The 20,465-nt window shown below is 70.6% G+C and carries 20 protein-coding genes; 14 read left to right on the forward strand and 6 right to left on the reverse strand.

What is annotated here, in order from left to right; translation table 11 throughout:
• The first annotated feature begins 583 nt into the window (after positions 1-583).
• The 7 genes from HNR23_RS16815 to HNR23_RS27540 all read left to right on the forward strand — a co-directional run bounded on the left by HNR23_RS16815 (position 584) and on the right by HNR23_RS27540 (position 7,284).
• Positions 584-1,762 carry an alpha-lytic protease prodomain-containing protein gene (locus HNR23_RS16815; protein ID WP_184076625.1) on the forward strand — a complete coding sequence of 393 codons (1,179 nt, stop codon included), beginning with the start codon at positions 584-586 and terminating at the stop codon, positions 1,760-1,762.
• A 234-nt stretch (positions 1,763-1,996) separates the two neighbouring features.
• A complete protein-coding gene (locus HNR23_RS16820; RefSeq protein ID WP_221308151.1) occupies positions 1,997-3,190 on the forward strand; it encodes a S1 family peptidase in 1,194 nt (397 codons plus the stop codon).
• Positions 3,191-3,538: 348 nt separating this feature from the next.
• Positions 3,539-4,831 carry an MFS transporter gene (locus HNR23_RS16825; RefSeq protein ID WP_343070595.1) on the forward strand — a complete coding sequence of 431 codons (1,293 nt, stop codon included), beginning with the start codon at positions 3,539-3,541 and terminating at the stop codon, positions 4,829-4,831.
• Between the two features lie 77 nt (positions 4,832-4,908).
• Positions 4,909-5,289 (forward strand): DUF3054 domain-containing protein, encoded by a 381-nt coding sequence (locus HNR23_RS16830; RefSeq protein ID WP_184076629.1) that lies wholly within the window; start codon positions 4,909-4,911, stop codon positions 5,287-5,289.
• 75 nt (positions 5,290-5,364) lie between these two features.
• Positions 5,365-5,742 carry a hypothetical protein gene (locus HNR23_RS16835; RefSeq protein ID WP_184076631.1) on the forward strand — a complete coding sequence of 126 codons (378 nt, stop codon included), beginning with the start codon at positions 5,365-5,367 and terminating at the stop codon, positions 5,740-5,742.
• Between the two features lie 76 nt (positions 5,743-5,818).
• Positions 5,819-6,490: a TrmH family RNA methyltransferase gene (locus HNR23_RS16840; protein WP_184076633.1), complete on the forward strand. Its 672-nt coding sequence runs from the start codon at positions 5,819-5,821 to the stop codon at positions 6,488-6,490.
• Positions 6,491-6,645: 155 nt separating this feature from the next.
• Positions 6,646-7,284 (forward strand): GNAT family N-acetyltransferase, encoded by a 639-nt coding sequence (locus HNR23_RS27540; protein WP_184076635.1) that lies wholly within the window; start codon positions 6,646-6,648, stop codon positions 7,282-7,284.
• 172 nt (positions 7,285-7,456) lie between these two features.
• Here HNR23_RS27540 and HNR23_RS16850 read toward each other — a convergent pair whose 3' ends face one another.
• From HNR23_RS16850 to HNR23_RS16860, 3 genes are read right to left on the reverse strand one after another with little or no spacing between them, the layout of a single operon-like run.
• Positions 7,457-8,203, reverse strand: coding sequence for a succinate dehydrogenase/fumarate reductase iron-sulfur subunit (locus HNR23_RS16850; protein WP_184076636.1), 747 nt, complete (start codon positions 8,201-8,203; stop codon positions 7,457-7,459).
• Positions 8,200-10,140 carry a fumarate reductase/succinate dehydrogenase flavoprotein subunit gene (locus HNR23_RS16855; protein ID WP_184076638.1) on the reverse strand — a complete coding sequence of 647 codons (1,941 nt, stop codon included), beginning with the start codon at positions 10,138-10,140 and terminating at the stop codon, positions 8,200-8,202. Before HNR23_RS16855 ends, HNR23_RS16850 begins: the two co-directional genes overlap by 4 nt.
• The gene (locus tag HNR23_RS16860) at positions 10,141-10,842 is read right to left on the reverse strand and encodes a succinate dehydrogenase cytochrome b subunit (protein ID WP_184076640.1); all 702 of its coding nucleotides are present in this window, start codon (positions 10,840-10,842) and stop codon (positions 10,141-10,143) included.
• A gap of 79 nt (positions 10,843-10,921) precedes the next feature.
• Here HNR23_RS16860 and HNR23_RS16865 point away from each other — a divergent pair, with 79 nt between their 5' ends.
• The 4 genes from HNR23_RS16865 (at position 10,922) to HNR23_RS16880 (ending at position 16,099) form a co-directional block, all read left to right on the forward strand.
• A complete protein-coding gene (locus HNR23_RS16865; RefSeq protein WP_184076642.1) occupies positions 10,922-11,869 on the forward strand; it encodes a LysR family transcriptional regulator in 948 nt (315 codons plus the stop codon).
• A 509-nt stretch (positions 11,870-12,378) separates the two neighbouring features.
• Positions 12,379-13,197: a hypothetical protein gene (locus HNR23_RS16870; protein ID WP_184076644.1), complete on the forward strand. Its 819-nt coding sequence runs from the start codon at positions 12,379-12,381 to the stop codon at positions 13,195-13,197.
• Positions 13,198-13,325: 128 nt separating this feature from the next.
• Complete coding sequence (locus HNR23_RS16875; RefSeq protein WP_184076646.1) at positions 13,326-15,287, forward strand: fumarate reductase/succinate dehydrogenase flavoprotein subunit; 1,962 nt, start codon at positions 13,326-13,328, stop codon at positions 15,285-15,287.
• An 8-nt stretch (positions 15,288-15,295) separates the two neighbouring features.
• Positions 15,296-16,099 carry a succinate dehydrogenase/fumarate reductase iron-sulfur subunit gene (locus HNR23_RS16880; RefSeq protein ID WP_184080474.1) on the forward strand — a complete coding sequence of 268 codons (804 nt, stop codon included), beginning with the start codon at positions 15,296-15,298 and terminating at the stop codon, positions 16,097-16,099.
• 57 nt (positions 16,100-16,156) lie between these two features.
• On the opposite strand, the gene HNR23_RS16885 is transcribed toward HNR23_RS16880, so the two are convergent.
• The gene (locus HNR23_RS16885) at positions 16,157-16,588 is read right to left on the reverse strand and encodes an NUDIX hydrolase (protein WP_184076648.1); all 432 of its coding nucleotides are present in this window, start codon (positions 16,586-16,588) and stop codon (positions 16,157-16,159) included.
• A gap of 88 nt (positions 16,589-16,676) precedes the next feature.
• On the opposite strand from HNR23_RS16885, the gene HNR23_RS16890 reads away from it, so the two are divergent.
• Together HNR23_RS16890 and HNR23_RS16895 are read left to right on the forward strand one after the other, a co-directional pair.
• Positions 16,677-17,441 carry a GntR family transcriptional regulator gene (locus HNR23_RS16890; protein WP_184080476.1) on the forward strand — a complete coding sequence of 255 codons (765 nt, stop codon included), beginning with the start codon at positions 16,677-16,679 and terminating at the stop codon, positions 17,439-17,441.
• 85 nt (positions 17,442-17,526) lie between these two features.
• A complete protein-coding gene (locus HNR23_RS16895) occupies positions 17,527-18,072 on the forward strand; it encodes an ATP-binding protein (protein WP_343070596.1) in 546 nt (181 codons plus the stop codon).
• A gap of 127 nt (positions 18,073-18,199) precedes the next feature.
• Here the strand turns inward: HNR23_RS16895 and HNR23_RS26870 are convergent, their stop codons facing one another.
• Positions 18,200-18,724: an FAD-dependent monooxygenase gene (locus HNR23_RS26870; protein WP_343070597.1), complete on the reverse strand. Its 525-nt coding sequence runs from the start codon at positions 18,722-18,724 to the stop codon at positions 18,200-18,202.
• A 34-nt stretch (positions 18,725-18,758) separates the two neighbouring features.
• On the opposite strand from HNR23_RS26870, the gene HNR23_RS16905 reads away from it, so the two are divergent.
• Positions 18,759-19,211: a TetR family transcriptional regulator C-terminal domain-containing protein gene (locus HNR23_RS16905; protein ID WP_184076651.1), complete on the forward strand. Its 453-nt coding sequence runs from the start codon at positions 18,759-18,761 to the stop codon at positions 19,209-19,211.
• 34 nt (positions 19,212-19,245) lie between these two features.
• On the opposite strand, the gene HNR23_RS16910 is transcribed toward HNR23_RS16905, so the two are convergent.
• Entirely contained in the window at positions 19,246-20,418 is a 1,173-nt protein-coding gene (locus HNR23_RS16910; protein ID WP_184076653.1) for an FAD-dependent oxidoreductase, read from the reverse strand.
• Positions 20,419-20,465: the final 47 nt, after the last annotated feature.

Genomic DNA, 20,465 nt, shown 5'->3' on the forward strand with positions numbered 1-20,465 from the left:
TTCTCATTCCCCCGTCTTCCCCCGTCCTGACCCTCCGCCTCCCGGGGCTCCGGTGCGTCCGCGGGCACCCGCGCCCCGGCTTCGACACTCGGCGCCGGAAACGCCGGTTCGGATCGACATCCCGCGCAGTCGCGACCGCGAATTCCGGTTGATTCGTACAAAACGGACGAAACATCGTGTGATCCCACAACGCAAGGGGAGTTTCGAACATTGGCCGCATCCGGCCACCCCGCACGCCACAGAGAATTGAAAACCTACTTTTCGGTAGGTCGTTCCAGGTTGACCGAATCGTGGACCCACGTCGGCATTTGGCCAGAACCGGCCACCACACCCGTCCGGCAAGGCACATCAAAGCGTCTGAATATCGACATGGAGTGATTTCTCAGACTCTCAGAAACTCTGTCGTCTACGCCTGGCATGTCCTATGGTGCGAATCGTTTACCGGCCAGTCGGTGAACAGCGGCCAACGGCCTCCCCGCAAGGGATGTCACCTGCCGCGAACAGGGCCTTCTCCTCGTTGAGTCCCCGCTCATCCACGAGGACACCGCCCATCCGTCTTTCACAGCAGAAAAGGACTCAGACAGTGCGGAAGTCCCCCACACTCCGAGTGCTGGGCGGCGGCGCCCTCGCACTCGGCCTCGTCGCCGTCGGCGCCACCATCGCCACCGACAGCGGCGGTACCGACGCCACCACCGTCTCCTCCGACAACGCCGCTTCCGCCGGAGCCGCCGGAGCCGCCGATGACCAGCTCACGGCCCTCCAGCGGGACCTGGACCTCAGCGCCGAGGAGGCCACACGGCTGCTCGACCGGGAGGCCGAGGCGCGCACGCTCGACAGCGAGCTGCGCACCGAGCTCGGCGACGCCTTCGGCGGCAGCCGCTTCGACATCGACACCGGCGAGCTGACCGTAGCCGTCACCGATGAGGCGGCGGTCGGTGCGGTCGAGGACGCCGGCGCTGCGGCCCGTGTCGTCACCTACGGCGAGAGCGGCCTGGCGGAGATCGTCGACGACCTCAACTCCCAGGACACCGAGCTCTCCGACGGTGTCACCGGCTGGTACCCCAGCACCGATGACGACACCGTCGTCATCACGGTCCTGGAGGGCGAGCGGTCCGCGGCGGAGAAGCTCATCGCGGACGCCGGCGTCGCCGAGGACGCCGTCAAGGTCGAGACGACCACCGACAAGCCGCGCACCTACGCCGACATCGTCGGTGGCGACCCCTACATGATCGGCGGCAGCGGGCGCTGCTCCATCGGCTTCGCCGTCGACGGCGGTTTCGCCACCGCCGGGCACTGCGGCGCCGTGGGCACGCCGGTCGCCTCCCAGGGCGGCAGCGGTACCGGGACGGTCGGCGGGTCGATCTTCCCCCTCCGCGACATGGGCTTCGTCGAGGCCGACGACAACTGGACGCCGACCAACCTGGTGAACGACTACAACGGCGGCACGGTCCCGGTCGCCGGTTCCGAGGAGGCCCCCGAGGGCACCTCGGTCTGCCGGTCGGGCTCCACCACCGGGTGGCACTGCGGCACCATCGGCGCCAAGGGCCAGACCGTCGTCTACCCCGAGGGCCGGGTCGAGGGCCTGACCCAGACCGACGTCTGCGCCGAGCCCGGCGACTCCGGCGGCTCCTGGATCAGCGACGACCAGGCCCAGGGCGTCACCTCCGGCGGCTCGGGCAACTGCTCCTTCGGCGGCGTCACCTTCTTCCAGCCCCTGACCCCGATCCTGCATGAGTGGAACCTCACCCTGACCACTCGGTAGTGATCCACCGACCCCCGGTGCCCTCCCCAGCGGGGGCACCGGGATCTCGCGCAGCCGAGTGTCCGCGGTTGCACGAGGCCGGCCGACGCCCCCCACATGTCCATCCCCAGGCGTCGGCCGGCTCCTCCACCCCGCCCCCGACACCCGTCTCCGACCCGACCGACGTCCGTGCGGGCCACCGCCGGGCGCCGCGGCGCCCTGGGGCCCCATCCCCCACACCACGGAGCCGACAACATGCGAACGTCCATACCGAAATCCCCGCTCGTCGCCGCCATCGGCAGCGGCGCACTCGCGCTCGGCCTGATCACGGCGCCGGGCGCCGCCGCGGGCGAGCCCAGCACACCCGCCGCCCCGCCCCTCTCACCCGACCACCTCCAGGCGCTCCATCGCGACCTCGGCCTCGACCCGCGGCAGGCGGCGGAGCTGTCCCCGCGGACCGACGCCGCCCGGAACCTGGAGTCGGCCGCCCGTGAGGCCGCGGGAGCGGCGTTCGCCGGCGCCGTCTTCGACATCGGTACCGGGGCCCTCACCGTCGGCGTCACCGACCGGGACGCGGCCGACGCCGTGGACCGGCTCGGTGCCGCGACCGAACTCGTCGAGCACAGCGAGGACGAGCTGCGCGACGTCAAGGCGGGACTCGACGGTGCCGAGGACGCCGCCGACGATGCCGTGACCGGCTGGTACCTGGACCCGGCCGACAACACGGTCGTGGTGACCGTGCTCGACGGAGGCGCCGCGGCAGCGGCCGACCTCGTCGAGCAGGCCGGGGTGGACGCCGACGCGGTGACCGTCGAGGAGGTCACCGAGAGGCCGCGCACCCTGGCGGGAGCCGCGGCTCCCGCCGACGGCACCGACATCCAGGGCGGCGACCGGTACTACTACCCGATCGACGGACGGCCTTTCGTCTGCTCGGTCGGATTCGGCGTCGAGGGAGGCTATGTCACCGCCGGGCACTGCGGCGCCGAAGGCGAGGGCGCCTTCCAGAACACCGGGCTGAGCGTCGAGATCGGGCGGGTCGCCGGCTCGGAGTTCCCCGGCTCCGACATGGGCTGGGTGCGGACCACCGGCGACTGGTCCACCACCCACCGGGTGAACGACCACGACGGCGGCTCGGTCGCGGTCGCAGGCGCCGAGGAGGCGCCGGTGGGTGCCGCGGTCTGCCGCTCGGGCGCCACCACGGGGTGGCGCTGCGGGACCATCCGGGCCAAGGACGAGACGGTGCGCTACGAGGAGGGCGCCGTGAAGGGCCTGACCCGCACCGACGTCTGCGCCGACGGCGGCGACTCGGGCGGCCCATGGGTCGCCGGCGACCAGGCCCAGGGCGTGACCTCGGGCGGAACCGGCACCTGCCGCCGCGGCGGGACCAGCTACGTTCAGCCGCTCGCCCCGGTCCTGGAGGCCTACGACCTCACCCTGCTCATCACCTGAGGCCTCCCCGGGCCGCCTCTGCTCCGGGCGGCCCCGGGGGCTCCCCGACCGCGGCCGACCGCACTCGACCTCCCCTCCCCGAACCCGGGCCCCGCGCGACCGTCCCGCGCGGGGCCCGTCTCTACTCCGGGCCCGCACCGACCGCCGACGGACCTCGGCGTGGGCGAGGTCACCTCCCCCTCATCTCACATTGTGGGATATCGGTCTCACAGGGCAGGCGACCGCCCTATTCTGATCCGGTCACGGAACCACAAACGGGGAGGAAGGTCCGACGTGGCCACGCAGACGTCCGCAGGGGAACACGAGAGCGGGTCGCCCGGACCACCGGGCTCACCGGCGGGACCTCCGGTGAACCGCAGAGGCCGGGTGATCGTCGCCAGCCTGGCGGGCACGTCCATCGAGTTCTACGACTTCTACATCTACGCCACCGCGGCCGTCCTGGTCTTCCCGTACCTCTTCTTCCCCACCGGGGACCCGGCCGCCGCGACCCTGCAGTCGTTCGCCACCTTCGGGATCGCCTTCATCGCCCGCCCGGTCGGCTCCGCGCTCTTCGGCCACTTCGGCGACCGCGTCGGCCGCAAGGCCACCCTGGTCGCCTCCCTGCTCACCATGGGTGTGTCGACCGTGCTGATCGGCCTGCTGCCGACCTACGCCCAGGTCGGCGTGGTCGCACCGCTGCTGCTGGCGCTGTGCCGGTTCGGCCAGGGGCTGGGGCTGGGCGGCGAGTGGGGCGGCGCCGCACTCCTGGCCACCGAGAACGCGCCCCCGCGCAAGCGCGCCCTGTACGGTACAGCCCCGCAGCTGGGCGCGCCCATCGGGTTCTTCATGGCCAACGGCGTGTTCCTCATCCTCGCGCAGAGCATGAGCGAGGAGGCGTTCATGTCCTGGGGCTGGCGGGTGCCGTTCGTCCTCTCCGCCGTCCTGATCATGATCGGGCTGTGGGTGCGGATGACGCTGCACGAGAGCCCCTCCTTCGCCCGGGTCGTGGCAGAGGGGACCCGGGCGCGCCGACCGGTCGTACAGGTCTTTCGGACCAGCACCGGCGGGGTCGTGCTGGGCACGCTCATCATGGTCGCCACCTACGTGTTCTTCTACCTGATGACCGTGTTCTCGATGTCGTACGGCACCAGCCCCGACGGGCTGGGCCTCGACCGCACCGACTTCCTGGTCATGCTGCTCGTCGGCGTGGTGTTCTTCGGCCTGTTCACCCCGGTGGCGGGGCTGGTCGCCGACCGCTTCGGCCGACGCCCCACCCTGATCGCCGTCACCGTCGCCATCCTGCTGTTCGGCTTCGCCCTGGAGCCGATGCTGGCCTCGGGGTCGACCGCGGTCGTACAGGTCTTCCTGATCCTCGGCCTGTCCCTGATGGGACTCACGTTCGGGCCGATGGGTGCGCTGCTGCCCGAGCTGTTCCCGACCAACGTCCGCTACAGCGGCGCCTCCATCGCCTACAACCTCGCCGGGCTGCTGGGCGCGTCGCTCGCACCGTACGCCGCCACGAAGCTGGCCGCGGACGTCGGGCTATGGGCGGTCGGCGGCTACCTGAGCGCGGCCGCCCTGATCACCCTGGCCGCACTGATCCTCGCGCGGGAGACCCGCGACGACTCGCTGGAGGAGACCCCCACCCGCGCCCGGGCGTGACGGACCGCGCGGCACGGCCTCCGGGCGGGGCGCCCACCCCCGGACGCCCCGCCCGGAGGCGCCCATAACCTGGGACCATGCGTCTTCCACTGGTCCCCGTGGCCGCTGTCCTCGACCTGACCTGCGTCACCGTGTTCGTCGTGGTCGGGCGCGCCAGCCACGGCGAGGGCGACACGCCGGTCGGCATCCTGGGCACCCTGTGGCCGTTCGCGCTGGCCCTGGTCGTCGGCTGGATCGCCACCCTGGCCTGGCGCGATCCGCTGCGCATCCTTCCGGTGGGACTGGGGGTGTGGGCCGTCACCGCAGGAGGGGGCCTGCTGCTCCGCATGGCCGGCGGGGACGGGGCACCCATGTCGTTCGCGATCGTCACCGCGCTGTTCCTCGCCGCCACCCTCCTCGGCTGGCGCACCATCGCCCGACTCACGCGGTCCCGCACCCCCGCCGACACCCCTTCCTGACCCTTCGCATGGCGGCGCGTGCCAGAGTGGGAAGCCGTGGAACAGCCCCCCATTCCCGGATCCGGAGGAGCCCCCATGGCCGACCCGATCACCCTGGCCGTCGCCGCCGCCGTCGCGGGCAAGGTCACCGAGGCGCTGGACGACGGCGCCCGCGCGATCCTGAGGAAGCTGCGAAAGGCGCTGCGCGACCGGTTCGGCGACGACCCCGATGCCCGCCGCGCCCTGGATGCCGCGCGTGACGACGACGGCGAGGACGCGATCCTGGTCGAGGAGCTCGCCACGCACATGGACGGCGCGCGGCGCGACGACGCGACCATCCGCGAGCTCATCGCCGAGCTGCGCCCGTACTTCGACTCCGGTGGCGGCAACGTCACCAACACCATCACGGGCAACGTCGAGGGCATCGCCATCCAGGCGCGCGACATCCGCGGCATGAACGTCGACCGCCCCTGAGCCGAAGCACACCGCCGAGATCGACCGAGATGCGGTGGTGGACGGCGGGTACCGGTCGCGCCCTAAGCTGGAGCGCGTGAACGAGCAGGTCGCGACGTCCCCATCCGCATCCACCGGCACCGAGGCCACCGACTCCGCACCCCAGGTGGGGGTGGGACCGTGGCAGGGTCCATGGCCGGAGGGCGACCGCTACGACCCTGAGCTGCTGGCCCACGGCGACCGGCGCAACGTCGTGGACCGGTACCGGTACTGGCGGCGCGAGGCCATCGTCGCCGACCTGGACACCCACCGCCACCCGTTCCACGTCGCCGTGGAGAACTGGGAGCACGACTTCAACATCGGCTCGGTCGTGCGCACCGCCAACGCCTTCGGCACCGCGGCCGTTCACATCGTCGGCCGCCGCCGGTGGAACCGGCGGGGCGCCATGGTCACCGACCGCTACCAGCACGTCCACCACCACCCCGACACCGGGGAGCTGGTGGCGTGGGCCGCCGAGCGCGGTCTGCCACTGATCGGCATCGACAACCTCCCCGGCTCCGTGCCGCTGGAGACCTACCCGCTGCCGCGCGCCTGCGTCCTGGTGTTCGGCCAGGAGGGACCGGGGCTGTCGGAGGAGGTGCGCGCGGTGTGCCAGGCGGTGCTGTCCATCGCGCAGTTCGGCTCCACCCGCTCCATCAACGCCGGTGCGGCCGCCGCCGTCGCCATGCACGCCTGGATCCGCGCGCACGTCTTCGACCAGCACCTGTGACGCGGCCGAGCCCCTGACGCCCGGTGTCTGCGGAGGTGGGGCCGGCCCCTCCTCCGGAGACACCCCCAGGCACCACTGTGCCGCCGGCACGCGGCGATCTAGGGTGAGGGGCCACGGTAGGTCACCGTGTGGTCGGAGAACCGTGAGGGAGTGCCGTGGCCGAGAGCGGCGAGTTCGACATCAGGACGGCACGGTCGGCGGATGTGCCCGGCATCGCCCGGGTGATGAGCCGGTCCTTCTTCGACGATCCCCTCTTCGCCTGGCAGTATCCGCGGCGCAACACCCGGCTGATGCTGTCGGCGCGGGCTTCGGCGGCGCAGGCCGGGTTCCTCTACGTGCCCCTCGGCCACACGCGGGTCGCCGTGTCGGCCACGTCCTCCGGCACCCGGCCCGGGATCCTCGCCACCGCGATCTGGCAGCCGGCCGACGCGCCCGGCCCCGGCCCCCTCGCGTGGCTGCGGTGCCTTCCGCACGAACTCCCCCTGCTCGGCCCGCGCCGGGCCTGGGCCAACATGCGCTTCCTGCGCCTGCTGCGGGAGATCGTCCCGCGCGAGCCCCACGGGGAACTGGTGCTGTTGGGGGTCGACCCGGCCGCACAGCGCCGGGGGATCGGCAGCGCCCTGGTCCGCGACGGCCTGGACCAGGCGGACCTGGCCGGGTACCCGGTCGCGCTGGTGACCACCAACTCCGACGACATCGCCTTCTACCGGCGCTTCGACTTCAAGGTCTGCGGTGAGCTGGACCGCTCCGGCTTCCCCCGCGCCCACTGCATGTGGCGCGACCCCGCGTTCTAGGGCGTCGTTCGGCCCCGGCCGGGGCCGAACGACGGGGCGGCGAACGGCGAGGGGCCGCCCCCCGGATGAACTGCTCCCCGGAAGTCGGACTGGGACATCCAGTTCCATCTGCCGGCGGCCGGTCAACGGACGGGACGGCCCCTCGCTCTGCCGTGTGGCCGCGGCCGACGGGCTACAGCTCGCCGCTCGACAGCGCGCCCAGCAGGTCGCGGTTGAGCTGGGAGATGGTGTCCAGCGGGATGCCCTTCGGGCAGACCGCGGCGCACTCGCCGATGTTGGTGCAGCCGCCGAAGTCCTCCTCGTCGTGCTGGTTCACCATCTTGACCACGCGGGCCGCCCGCTCGGGCTGGCCCTGCGGGAGGCTGCCCAGGTGGGTGATCTTCGCGGCGGTGAACAGCATGCCCGAGGCGTTCGGGCAGGCGGCGACGCAGGCGCCGCAGCCGATGCAGGTGGCCGCGTCGAACGCGCGGTCGGCGTCGGCCTTGGGCACCGGGGTGGCGTGCGCGTCGGGGGCGGTTCCGGTCGGGGCGCTGATGTAGCCCCCGGCCTGGATCACCCGGTCGAACGCGCCGCGGTCCACCACGAGGTCGCGGACCACGGGGAACGCCTTGGCCCGCCACGGCTCGACGGTGATGACGTCGCCGTCGCTGAAGCTGCGCATGTGCAGCTGGCAGGTGGTGGTGTTCTCGGGGCCGTGGGCGACACCGTCGATCACCACGCCGCAGGCGCCGCAGATGCCCTCGCGGCAGTCGTGGTCGAAGGCCACCGGGTCCTCGCCGGCCAGCGTGAGCTTCTCGTTGAGGACGTCGAGCATCTCAAGGAAGGACATGTCGGGCGACACGTCCTCGACCTTGTAGGTGACCATCCGGCCCTCGTCGTCGCGGCCCTTCTGGCGCCAAACTCGCAGGGTGATGTTCACTTGTAGCTCCGCTGCTTCATCTCGACGTACTCGTACTCCAGGGCTTCCTTGTGCAGCACCGGCTGCTCGCCCGCGCCCGTGAACTCCCAGGCGGCGACGTAGGCGAACTCGTCGTCGTGCCGCAGCGCCTCGCCGTCCTCGGTCTGGCTCTCGGCGCGGAAGTGGCCGCCGCAGGACTCGCGGCGGTGCAGCGCGTCGACGCACATGAGCTCGCCGAGCTCCAGGAAGTCGGCCACCCGGCCGGCCTTCTCCAGGGCCTGGTTGAGCTCGTCGTTGGCCCCCAGGACCTTGACGTTGGTCCAGAACTCCCGGCGCAGCTCGCGGATCCGGTCGATGGCCTTGCGCAGGCCCTCGTCGGTCCGCTCCATGCCGCAGTACTCCCACATGATCTGGCCGAGCTCCTTGTGGAAGGAGTCCACGGTGCGCTCGCCCTGGATGGAGAGCAGCTCGTCGATGCGCGAGCGCACCGCGTCGGCGGCCTCCTTGGCCTCCGGGTGGTTCTCGTCGATCTTGTCGAACGGCCCGTCGGCGAGGTAGTCGTTGATGGTGTTGGGCAGCACGAAGTAGCCGTCGGCCAGGCCCTGCATCAGCGCGCTCGCGCCCAGGCGGTTGGCGCCGTGGTCGGAGAAGTTGGCCTCACCGGTCACGAACAGGCCGGGGATGGTGCTCTGCAGGTCGTAGTCGACCCACAGCCCGCCCATGGTGTAGTGCACGGCCGGGTAGATGCGCATCGGAACCTCGTACGGGTTCTCACCGGTGATGCGCTGGTACATGTCGAACAGGTTGCCGTACTTGGCCTCGACGGCCGGGCGGCCCATCCGCTTGATCGCGTCGGCGAAGTCCAGGTAGACGCCGAGGCCGCCGGGGCCCACGCCGCGGCCCTCGTCGCAGACGTTCTTGGCGGCGCGGGAGGCGATGTCGCGCGGCACCAGGTTGCCGAAGGCGGGGTAGATCCGCTCCAGGTAGTAGTCGCGGTCCTCCTCCGGGATCTGGCGGGGGTCGCGCTTGTCGTCGCCGCTCTTGGGCACCCAGATGCGGCCGTCGTTGCGCAGCGACTCGCTCATCAGGGTCAGCTTGGACTGGTAGTCGCCGCTGACCGGGATGCAGGTGGGGTGGATCTGCGTGTAGCAGGGGTTCGCGAACAGCGCGCCCTTGCGGTGCGCCCGCCAGGAGGCGGTCACGTTGCAGCCCATCGCGTTGGTCGACAGGTAGAAGACGTTGCCGTAGCCGCCGGAGGCGAGCACGACGGCGTCGGCGAAGTGCGTCTCGATCTCGCCGGTGACCATGTCGCGGGCGACGATGCCGCGGGCCTTGCCGTCGACGACGATGAGCTCCAGCATCTCGTGGCGCGTGTGCATCTCGACGGTGCCGGCCGCGACCTGGCGCTCCAGCGCCTGGTAGGCGCCGATGAGCAGCTGCTGCCCGGTCTGGCCGCGGGCGTAGAAGGTGCGGGAGACCTGCACGCCGCCGAACGAGCGGTTGTCGAGCAGGCCGCCGTACTCGCGGGCGAACGGCACGCCCTGCGCGACGCACTGGTCGATGATCTCGACGCTGACCTGCGCCAGGCGGTGGACGTTGGACTCGCGCGAGCGGAAGTCGCCGCCCTTGACGGTGTCGTAGAACAGCCGGTAGATGCTGTCGCCGTCGTTGCGGTAGTTCTTGGCCGCGTTGATACCGCCCTGGGCGGCGATGCTGTGCGCGCGCCGCGGGCTGTCCTGGTAGCAGAACGATTTGACGTGGTACCCGGCCTCGCCGAGGGTCGCGGCGGCGGAGGCGCCGGCCAGGCCGGTACCGACGATGATGACCGACAGCTTGCGGCGGTTGGCCGGGTTGACCAGCTTGGCGGAGAACCGGCGCTTGTCCCAGCGCTCGGCGATGGGACCGGTGGGCGCCTTCTCGTCGCGGATCGGGTCGCCTTCGATGAAGAGCTCAGACATTTATCCCACCAGCCCGAAAGTCACGGAGAGCGGGGTGACCAGGAAGCCGATCGTGACGACCAGCGCGATCACCGTCGCGATGATGTTCAGCGGCCGCTGCCGCGTCGCCTTGTTCTGCCCCAGCGTCGTCAGGGCGCTCCAGATGCCGTGCCGCAGGTGGAACCCGACCGCGATCACGGAGAGGACGTAGAACAGGGTGACGTACCAGAACTCCGGCTGGAACCCGTTGACCAGGCGCTCGTAGGGGCTGTCGGAGGCCCCGCCCGGCGCGATGTCGTTGGTCGTCAGGTGCAGGATGTGGAAGACCGCGAAGAGCGCGATCAGCACGCCGCCCCAGCGCATGGTGTAGGACGCGTACGTGCGCTGCAGCGCCTTCTTGTTCTGGTAGCGGACCGGCCGTGCCTTCTTGGCGCGGGCCCACAGGGTGAACGCGGCATAGGCGTGGATCAGGATGCTCGCCAGTAGGACCACGCGCATGATCCACAGGAAGCCCTCGTAGGGGAGCATCGGCTGGCCCAGCACGCGCAGGTGGTGGGAGTAGTTGTCGAAGGCCTCCTGGCCCGCGAACACGTTCAGGTTGCCGTACATGTGCGCGATCAGGAAGAGGACGAGGATCCCGCCGGTGGCCGCCATCGCGGACTTGAGGGCCACCGTGGATCTGAACGCCTCTGATCGCTGCTTGGTCAGGGTACTGTTCGCCACAGTCCGTCACTTTATTTGCCCTTAACAGATACGTCTAAGTCATCGGACTGCTGGTGTCGATAGCCGTAGGCTATGAAGCATGCAGTTCCAGCAGCTGACGTACTTCCTCGCGGTGGCCGAGACGCGCCATTTCACCCGCGCAGCAGAGCTTTGCCGCGTCGCGCAGCCGAGCCTGAGCAAGCAGATCCGCAACCTCGAAGAGGAGCTCGGGGCGTCGTTATTCAGTCGTGCCCGGGGAAATATCACACTCACACCGGCCGGTGAGGCTCTGCTACCGCTCGCCCAGCGCATCGTCGCCGACGTCGAGACGGCCCGACGCGAGGTGGGCGAGCTGGCCGGGATGCGCAGGGGCCGGGTCCGCCTGGGCGCCACGCCCTCGCTGTGCGCCGGGCTGCTCGCCGACGTGCTCGCCGGGTTCCACACCCGCTTCCCCGGGGTGGAGCTGCTGGTCGAGGAGGGCGGGTCGCGCGACCTGATCCGCGCCCTGGGCAAGGGCGAGCTCGACCTCGCGCTGATCATCCTGCCGCTGCACAGCAGCGACCCGGCGTTCGTGACCACGCCGATCCTCCGGGAGAACCTGGTGGTGGTCAGCCCGACCAGCCGGCCATCGCCCAACGGGCGCGCGTCCATGCGCATCACCGAGCTGCGCGACCACCCGCTGGTGATGTTCCGCCGCGGCTACGACGTGCGGGAAGCGACCCTCCACGCGTGCCGCGCCGCGGGCTTCGAGCCGGAGCTCGCGGTGGAGGGCGGCGAGATGGACGCCGTACTCCGCTTCGTCGAGGCCGGGCTGGGGATCGCCGTGGTCCCGAGCATGGCCCTGAAGAACCGCCCCGGCCTGCGCGGCACCCCGCTGGCGCGGCCGCGCCTGCTGCGCACGATCGCGCTGGCCCACCGCAAGGACGTCGAGCCGCCGCGCGCGGCCAAGGCGTTCCACCGCCACCTGATGAACCACCTGGGCCGACTGACCCCCGAGGAACTCGGCGAGGACCTGGAGGTCATCAGTGAGCGCGGCCCCGACCACTGACCCCGCACCCCGACGCGACCGCACGCCGCCGTTGATCTCGGGAGTGTCGACCGAATACCGGCGAGTATTCGGTCGACACTCCCGAGATCAACGAAGGAAGGGCGGCCTCGCGCCGAATGGGGTGCGGATCACACCGCGAACCACCGCGAACCGCGCACCGAATCCACTTCCGGCGGATAAATTCGACAAAGGGCAGTGGGATGACGCGGGTGATCACATCGGCACCTTGAGCCCCAACAACACCAAGCGCGACAGAATTCTCTTTTCGCGACAAAGCGCATAATTCCCCGACAAAACATGCCAACCCAGTGAACGGGAGTGGCATTTTTCACATTCGCTTCCCCTGTTTCGCGCGAATTTCTTGCTGATTCCGTGACGGCGCGGCCCTAACGTTGCTTCCCATACGCATCCGCACGGCCTTGTCAGTGGCTGAGGGCGACCGGTCCGCTTCGCACGACCCCGTGATTTCCTCCGGCCGGCTCTCCGCCCGAGATGGAGAACGTAAGGGAATGACAGCGACACTTCCCCCGACGGACGGCGCCCGCGCCACCCGCGCCCGCCTCCCGGTACGGACACTGCGCACCGACCGGTGGTGGCTCGGCCCGCTGCTCACCGTGCTGGGACTGACCGCCTTCCTCGTGTACGGCCTGGCCCGGGCGCTCCAGCAGGACTACTACTGGGTGGCCGACTACCACTACCTCACGCCGTTCTACTCACCGTGCCTGTCGGCGTCCTGCGAGCCGGGCTCGGCCCACTTCGGCACGTTCCCGTGGGCCTTTCCCTGGTTCCTCCCCTATGCGGTGATCAGCCTTCCGCTCCTGCTGGCCTTCCGGTTCACCTGCTACTACTACCGGAAGGCCTACTACCGCGCGTTCTGGCAGTCGCCCACCGCGTGCGCCGTGCGCGAACCGCACGGCCGCTACACCGGCGAGACCCGCTTCCCGCTCCTCGGGCAGAACCTGCACCGCTATTTCTTCTACGCCGCGCTCGTCATCTCACTCATCAACACCTACGACGCCACCAACGCGCTGTTCCACGGCGCGAACGGCGGATTCGGCGTCGGAGTCGGAAACATCATCCTGTTCGGCAACGTGACCCTGCTCTGGGCCTACACACTCAGCTGCCACTCCTGCCGCCACATCATGGGCGGACGGCTGAAGAGTTTCAGCGGCCGACCGGTGCGCTACTGGATGTGGACCCAGATCTCCCGGATGAACACCCGGCACATGCACTACGCCTGGATCACGCTGGGAACGCTGGTGATAACGGACCTTTACGTCGCGCTGGTCGCCGGAGGAGCAATCACCGACCTGCGGTTCTTCAACTGAAACGGGGCCGGCGGCGCACCGGCCCCATTCCCCGACCGCGGATACGGCGCCACCCCGCAACCCGATCCCCGCCTCCCAGGCGACCGGTCGGGGCGCCAGAGGTATCGACGCAATCGAAAGTCAGGCAGATGTCCGAGATCACACGGCACACCTACGACGTGGTGGTGATCGGTGCCGGCGGCGCCGGTCTCCGCGCCGCCATCGAGGCACGCGAGCAGGGCAAGAAGACCGCCATCATCTCCAAATCGCTCTTCGGCAAGGCGCACACCGTCATGGCCGAGGGCGGGGCGGCGGCCGCGCTGGGCAACGTCAACCCCGGCGACAACTGGCAGGTGCACTTCCGCGACACCATGCGCGGCGGCAAGTTCCTGAACAACCCCCGCATGGCCGAACTGCACGCCCGCGAGGCCCCCGAGCGGATCCTGGAGCTGGAGTACTGGGGGGCGCTGTTCGACCGCACCGCCGACGGCCGCATCAGCCAGCGCAACTTCGGCGGGCACGAGTACCCCCGCCTCGCCCACGTGGGCGACCGCACCGGCCTGGAGATGATCCGCACCCTGCAGCAGCGCGTCGTGCAGCTGCAGCAGGCGGACGCCGCCGAGCTGGGCGACGCGGAGGCGATGCTGAAGGTGTTCGCCGAGACCACCGTCACCGACCTGGTCAAGGACGGCGAGCGGATCTCCGGCGCGCTGGGCTACGTCCGCGAGAACGGGGCCCTGGTGCTGTTCGAGACACCCGCCGTGGTCCTGGCCACCGGCGGCATCGGCAAGTCCTTCAAGGTCACCTCCAACTCCTGGGAGTACACCGGCGACGGCCACGCCCTGGCCCTGCTCAGCGGGGCGAGCCTGGTCAACATGGAGTTCGTGCAGTTCCATCCCACGGGGATGGTCTGGCCGCCCTCGGTCAAGGGCATCCTGGTCACCGAGTCGGTGCGCGGCGACGGCGGGGTACTGCGCAACTCCGACGACGAGCGGTTCATGTTCCGCTACGTGCCCGACGTGTTCCGCTCCCAGTACGCCGAGACCGAGGAGGAGGCCGACGGCTGGTACTCCGACCCGGAGAACCACCGGCGGCCCCCGGAACTGCTGCCCCGCGACGAGGTGGCGCGTGCCATCAACACCGAGGTCAAGGAGGGGCGGGGCTCCCCGCACGGCGGCGTCTTCCTGGACATCGCCAGCCGCCTCCCGGCCGACGAGATCATGCGGCGGCTGCCGTCGATGCACCACCAGTTCAAGGAGCTGGCCGACGTCGACATCACCGCCGAGCCCATGGAGGTCGGCCCGACCTGCCACTACGTGATGGGCGGGGTGGAGGTCGACGCCGCCACCGGCGCGGCCCTGGTGCCGGGCCTGTTCGCGGCAGGCGAGGTGGCCGGCGGCATGCACGGTTCCAACCGTCTGGGCGGAAACTCGCTGTCGGACCTGCTGGTTTTCGGCCGCCGGGCCGGGCTGGGCGCGGCAGAGTACGTCGACGCGCTGGGCGGCGAGCGACCGGCGGTCGACCCCGACGCGGTGGAGCGCGCCGCAGCGAACGTGCTGGCGCCGCTGGGCCGCGAGGAGAGCGCCGAGAACCCCTACACGGTGCACGCCGAACTCCAGCAGACCATGAACACCCTGGTCGGCATCATCCGGCGGGGGTCGGAGATCGAGCAGGCGCTGGACGCGCTGCACAAGCTCAGCGACCGCGTCGCGCGCGTCGGCGCCCCCGGCGGCAGGGTGTACAACCCCGGCTGGCACCTCGCCCTGGACCTGCGCAGCATGCTGCTGGTCGCGGAGGCGATCGCGCGGGCGGCTCTGGAGCGGGAGGAGTCGCGCGGTGGCCACACCCGCGACGACTTCCCGGCGATGTCGCCGGAGTGGCGCCGGATCAACCTGGTCGAGTCGCTGGGGCGGGACGGCCGGGTGCGGCTGCGCCGCCAGCCGGTCGACCCGCTGCGGCCCGACCTGGTGGAGCTCTTCGACCGCGAGGAGCTGGCCAAGTACTTCACCGACGAGGAACTGTCCGCGGTCCCGACGGCGGCCGTCCCGGAGCCGGCGGCGGCGTCCGGGGCCGAGTCCGGCGCCGCACAGGAGGAGGACAAGCAGGCATGACCAGCGACATGACCGGCAAGCGGACGTTTCGCGTGTGGCGCGGCGGCGGCGACGGGGACCTCACCACTTATGAGGTGGAGGTCAACGAGGGCGAGGTGGTCCTCGACGTGCTGCACCGGCTGCAGGCGACCCAGGCCCCGGACCTCGCGGTCCGGTGGAACTGCAAGGCGGGCAAGTGCGGGTCGTGCTCGGTGGAGATCAACGGGCGGCCGAAGCTGGCCTGCATGACCCGGATGAGCACCTTCGCGCCCGGCGAGACCGTGTCGGTGACGCCGATGCGGACCTTCCCCGTCATCCGCGACCTGGTGTGCGACGTCTCCTACAACTACGCCAAGGCACGGGAGATCCCCTCGTTCACCCCCGACCCCGCGACCGCGCCGGGCGACTTCCGGATGCGGCAGGAGGACGTGCAGCGCTCACAGGAGTTCCGCAAGTGCATCGAGTGCTTCCTGTGTCAGAACGTGTGCCACGTGATCCGCGACCACGAGGAGAACAAGGAGAACTTCTCCGGGCCGCGGTTCCTGATGCGGGTCGCCGAGCTGGAGATGCACCCCGAGGACACCGCCGACCGCCGGATGATCTCCCAGGACGAGTTCGGCCTGGGCTACTGCAACATCACCAAGTGCTGCACGGAGGTGTGCCCCGAGCACATCAAGATCACCGATAACGCGCTGATTCCGATGAAGGAGCGGGTCGCCGGGCGGCGCTACGACCCGGTGGTCTGGCTCGGCTCCAAAATCGGCCTGCGCAAAGGGGCCGACACCCCGATGGTGCCCAACACCCGCGAGCCGGTGTCGGCGCCGGAGCGGTAGCGCGGCGGAACGGGCTTCGTTCGGATCCGGGCACCGGCCGCCTGGTGGCCGGATCCGTCACCGCTCCGGGGCGGCGCCGGGGACGAGATCGTGTCCGTCGTGCGCGCGGACGCACGGCGGGCCGGAGCCCAGGGCGTCCAGCAGTCGGCAGGCGTAGGCGGGGGCCATGCGCAGGCTGATCTCGTCGGGCGTGAGCCATTCGATGGCGGTCGTCTCGTCCGATAAGCGCACTTCCGTGGTTTCGGGCACGCATCGGAAGACAAGGGCGACGATGCCCTGCTTGATGTTCTTGTAGACACCGGTCAATGTATCGACATGGACGGTCAGTCCGGTCTCCTCGAAGATTTCGCGGCGTACCCCGGACTCGATGTCCTCGTCGAGTTCGAGCACTCCGCCGGGAGGTTCCCAGTGCCCGTTGTCAGCCCGCTGAATGGCGAGTATTCGGCCGTCCGCATCGACAACCGCACCCGCTACAGAAACTGAGTGCATGGGCGTGGAACCACCTTGTAATGTCTGATTGCTCTTGTATAAGAGAGGGCGCACCAAGGAAGCAGGTGTCGAGTTGGAGAAGCCGACCATGTCCAACGGTGGCCGACCGCGCTACCTGCGCATCGCTCAGGATCTCAAGCTGCAGATCCACAGGGGCGTGCTGCCCGCGGGTTCGCGGGTTCCCAGCGAGTCCGAACTGATCCGACGCTACGGCGTCGCCCAGGGCACGGTCCGCAAGGCCGTCACCGAGCTGCGCGCCGTGGGCCTGGTGGAGACACACCACGGGAAGGGGACGTTCGTCCGCAGCCGCCCGCCGGTGCGGCGGAAGTCCTCCGACCGGTTCCGCCGTTCGCACCGCGCCGCGGGGAAGGCCGCCTACCTCGCCGAGTCCGACCAGGCCGGCGTCGAAGCCGAGGTGCGGGTCAGGTTCGTCGGCTCGCTCGACGCGCCGCAGGACATCGCCCGCCGACTCGGATTACGGCCCGGCACGAAGGTGCTGGCGCGGCGCCGCCTCTACCTCAGTGACGGCACGCCCACCGAGGAGGCGACCTCCTACATCCCGTGGGACATCGCCAAGGAGACGCCGGAGCTGTTCGCCGAGAACCCCGGCCCCGGCGGCATCTACGCGCGCCTCGAAGAGCGCGGCCACCACCTCGCCGAGTACGTCGAAGAGATCGCCGTGCGCATCGCCACCAAGGAGGAGACGTCGGCCCTGTCCATGGGCACCGGCTCCCCGGTCATGCACCTCGTCCGCGAGGCGGTGGACAAGAGCGGCCGCATCGTGGAGGTGTGCGACACGATCATGTCCGCCAGTCAATTTGTCCTCGAATATCGCATTTCGGCCGACGACTGACCGACCGACACGCCCGCGTTTCCGCAAAGCGCTTGACGTGCGATAGCGGAGTCGAGCACCCTTGATACATCACTCCTTTATATGAGTGAAGAAGTTGCATATCAGCTTCTCGTCGGGGGTCCTCATGTCGGTCGCGTCGTCCACCCCTTCCTTTCACACGGTCCGGTGGGAGCCGCGCATCTATCCGGGGGACCTCGCCCACACCGCCCAGGTGCGCGCCGACGTCCATCGCGACCTGCGGGGGTTCCCCGAGGACCTGATCCGGACCGTGCAGCTGTGCTGCTCGGAGCTCTACGCCAACGCGGTGCTGCACACCGTCTCCGGGCAGGGCGACGGAGAGGTGTCCCGGCGCCTCTGGCTGCACCGGCCCGACACCCTGCGGCTGGAGGTGGCCGACGGCGGCTGGACCAGTGCCCGCCCCGCGATCCCCCGCGACCGCGACGACGCCGCCTGGATGTCCGCCGAGGACGGGCGCGGCCTGGGCATCGTCGCCGCCTGCTCCCTGGACTGGGGCTACTACCAGGTGCTTCCCTATTCCACCCTCAACCTCGGACTCGGCGTGTGGGCCGACTTCGGCGTCGACCCCGGCGACGTGCCCCGGGGCCTGGACCACTTCATCTTCACCGGCTGAGCCGCACCCGCGCAGCCACCGGGCCGCCCTGAGGAGGGGCCAGGGCGGTCCGGTCCCATCCCCGACAGGCGCCGACTCTCTCGGGCCCTCTTCCCGTGTCCCTCCGGTCGCCGGCACCGGCCCGGTCTCAGCGGGCCGCCGCGGCCACCTGCGGCGGGGTCCAGTCGAAGACATCGTCGAACGAACCGAGGAACCTCCCGGGCGCGAGGCGCCACAACCCTTCGAGCGCGGCGTCGCGTCCGGCCGCCCACAGGCGTGACTCCGACCCCAGGAACCCCCCGATCCGTGCCGAACGCCGCACGATCCGATCGGCGCGGGGCAGCCGGACGCGCGTGTACTCGGCCAACCCCGTGTCCAGGCTCGGTGACGACGCCACCAGGTGGGCCAGCGTCACCCCGTCCTCGATCGCCTGGCAGGCACCCTGCCCCATGTTGGGCGTCATCGCGTGCGCGGCGTCGCCGAGCAGTGCCACCCGCCCCTGGTGATAGGCGGACAGCGGGGTGCGCATCCACCACACGTCGTTCCGGATGACGTCCGCTGCCGTGGCGATGACCTGTGGCAGCGGGTCGTGCCAGGCCCCGAATCGGCGCAGCAGCCCGCGCCGTTCGTCGCCCTCGCGTTCGCCCGGCTCGACCTCGTACCATGCCCGCACCCGGGCCCGACTGGTCGAACTGGCCCTCCGCCACATGACCGAGGAGGAGCACCTCCGCGTCGACCCCGACGCCCTCATCTCCGCCGCCACTGCAGACGGCAATGCGACCGAGACACTGGCAGCCGCGCTGGCGGGCTTCCTGCACGGGACGATCACCGAGCACTCCGAGTACACGCTAGCCCGCTTCGAACTGGCCCTGGAGGCCAACCGCCGCCCGGAACTACGCGAGGTCTACGACCGGTTGGGGCTGCGGTTCCGGACGATGGCCGCCGAACTCCTGACCCGGCTCGGCTCCGCCGATCCGGAGCGCCAGGCCCGGTCGCTGCTCTCCTGGACGGACGGCATCCTGTTCAACTTCCTCGCCGGCGCCGACTCCGCCCGCCATCCCTCGTACGGGGAACTGCACGCCGACGCGACGGAGTTCCTCCGGGCACTCCTCGCCCCCGCCGCGCCTCCCGGTACCGGGCGTGGAGGCGCCACCGGATGAGGCCGCTTCCGGCGGGGCGGTCCGCGGCCGCGCCTCACATCTCCGAGGGCGGCCACCAGTCGTCGATCGGACTCGTGTAGCGGGCGAGCAGCGCGGGGGCGAACCTGCCGACGACCCCCGCCGCGGTGTCGCGCAGCGTGGTGATCAGCGGCGAGTCGTTCTGCACCGCCTCCGCCAGCTGCGCGGACCGCTGCACCAGCGCGCTGGTTCGCGGCAACCGCGCATCGGTGTAGGAACGCAGCGCCGTCGGCACGTAGGCCATCGACCCGTCGATGTGGTGCGCCAGCATGACCGCGTCCTCCATCGCCTGCCCGGCGCCCTGCCCCAGGTTGGGTGTCATGGCGTGGGCGGCGTCGCCGAGCAGCGCCACCCGCCCCTTGTGGAAGGCCGGCAGCGGGGTGTCGACGTGCCAGACGTCCATCCGCACGATCGCCTCGGGGCGCGCGGCCGCGAAGAGCTCGGCCATCGGGGCGTGCCAGTCGTCCATCCGGCGGACCAGGGCCGCTTTCTCGTCCTGGCTGCCGACCCCGGCCGGGGCGTTTCCGGTGGCGTAGCAGTAGACCGCGTCGCCGTTGAGCGGGAGCACCCCGGCGACGCCGCCCTGACCCCAGCTCTCCCCGTACTCCAGGGGGTACTCCGCGGGCCACGGGACGATGGCGCGCCAGCAGGTGAAGCCCGCGTAGACCGCGCCGGGGTGCTCCAGGAAGAGCTCGGGGCGCACCGTCGAGCGCGCGCCGTCGGCCACCACGACGAGGTCGGCGCTGAGTTCCCCGCCGTCGGTGACGACCCGGGCCGGGCGGCGTGTGTCGCCGGGCTCCACGTTGGTGACCGTGGTGGCGGTGTGCAGCACCGAGCGGGGCAGCCGCTCCAGCAGCACATCGGAGAGGTCGGCGGTACGGAGCACGCACACCACATCGCCGAAGCGGCGCCGCGTCTCGTCCAGGCCGGTGCGCAGGATCCACCGGCCGTCCTTGCGCCTGATCGAGGCGACGTCATGGGCGGCGGAACGTTTGCGCACGTCGTCACCGGCGCTGAGGGCATCCAGGGCACGCAGCGCGTTCGGCGCCAGAGCCAGCCCGACCTCGGCGGGGTCCAGCACCGGCGCACGTTCGCAAACGGTCACGGCCCACCCTCGGCGGTTCAGCGCCAAGGCGGCGGTCAACCCGCCGATACCACCTCCGACGATGACGGCGTGCGGCTCTGCCATGGAGTCGTCCTTCTTCGGGCACGCGTGTGGACGGCCCCGGGGCGGGA

It is taken from the genome of Nocardiopsis mwathae (assembly GCF_014201195.1).
GTDB classification, from domain to species: Bacteria; Actinomycetota; Actinomycetes; order Streptosporangiales; family Streptosporangiaceae; genus Nocardiopsis_C; species Nocardiopsis_C mwathae.

What these genes read in the sequence shown, in the direction of transcription:
- HNR23_RS16820 (WP_221308151.1), top strand. Translation starts at nt 1,997, where the DNA reads ATGCGAACGTCCATACCGAAATCCCCGCTCGTCGCCGCCATCGGCAGC.
- HNR23_RS16830 (WP_184076629.1), top strand. Translation starts at nt 4,909, where the DNA reads ATGCGTCTTCCACTGGTCCCCGTGGCCGCTGTCCTCGACCTGACCTGC.
- HNR23_RS16835 (WP_184076631.1), top strand. Translation starts at nt 5,365, where the DNA reads ATGGCCGACCCGATCACCCTGGCCGTCGCCGCCGCCGTCGCGGGCAAG.
- HNR23_RS16855 (WP_184076638.1), bottom strand. Translation starts at nt 10,140, where the DNA reads ATGTCTGAGCTCTTCATCGAAGGCGACCCGATCCGCGACGAGAAGGCG.
- HNR23_RS16865 (WP_184076642.1), top strand. Translation starts at nt 10,922, where the DNA reads ATGCAGTTCCAGCAGCTGACGTACTTCCTCGCGGTGGCCGAGACGCGC.
- HNR23_RS16870 (WP_184076644.1), top strand. Translation starts at nt 12,379, where the DNA reads ATGACAGCGACACTTCCCCCGACGGACGGCGCCCGCGCCACCCGCGCC.
- HNR23_RS16875 (WP_184076646.1), top strand. Translation starts at nt 13,326, where the DNA reads ATGTCCGAGATCACACGGCACACCTACGACGTGGTGGTGATCGGTGCC.
- HNR23_RS16880 (WP_184080474.1), top strand. Translation starts at nt 15,296, where the DNA reads ATGACCGGCAAGCGGACGTTTCGCGTGTGGCGCGGCGGCGGCGACGGG.
- HNR23_RS16885 (WP_184076648.1), bottom strand. Translation starts at nt 16,588, where the DNA reads ATGCACTCAGTTTCTGTAGCGGGTGCGGTTGTCGATGCGGACGGCCGA.
- HNR23_RS16890 (WP_184080476.1), top strand. Translation starts at nt 16,677, where the DNA reads ATGTCCAACGGTGGCCGACCGCGCTACCTGCGCATCGCTCAGGATCTC.
- HNR23_RS16905 (WP_184076651.1), top strand. Translation starts at nt 18,759, where the DNA reads ATGACCGAGGAGGAGCACCTCCGCGTCGACCCCGACGCCCTCATCTCC.
- HNR23_RS16910 (WP_184076653.1), bottom strand. Translation starts at nt 20,418, where the DNA reads ATGGCAGAGCCGCACGCCGTCATCGTCGGAGGTGGTATCGGCGGGTTG.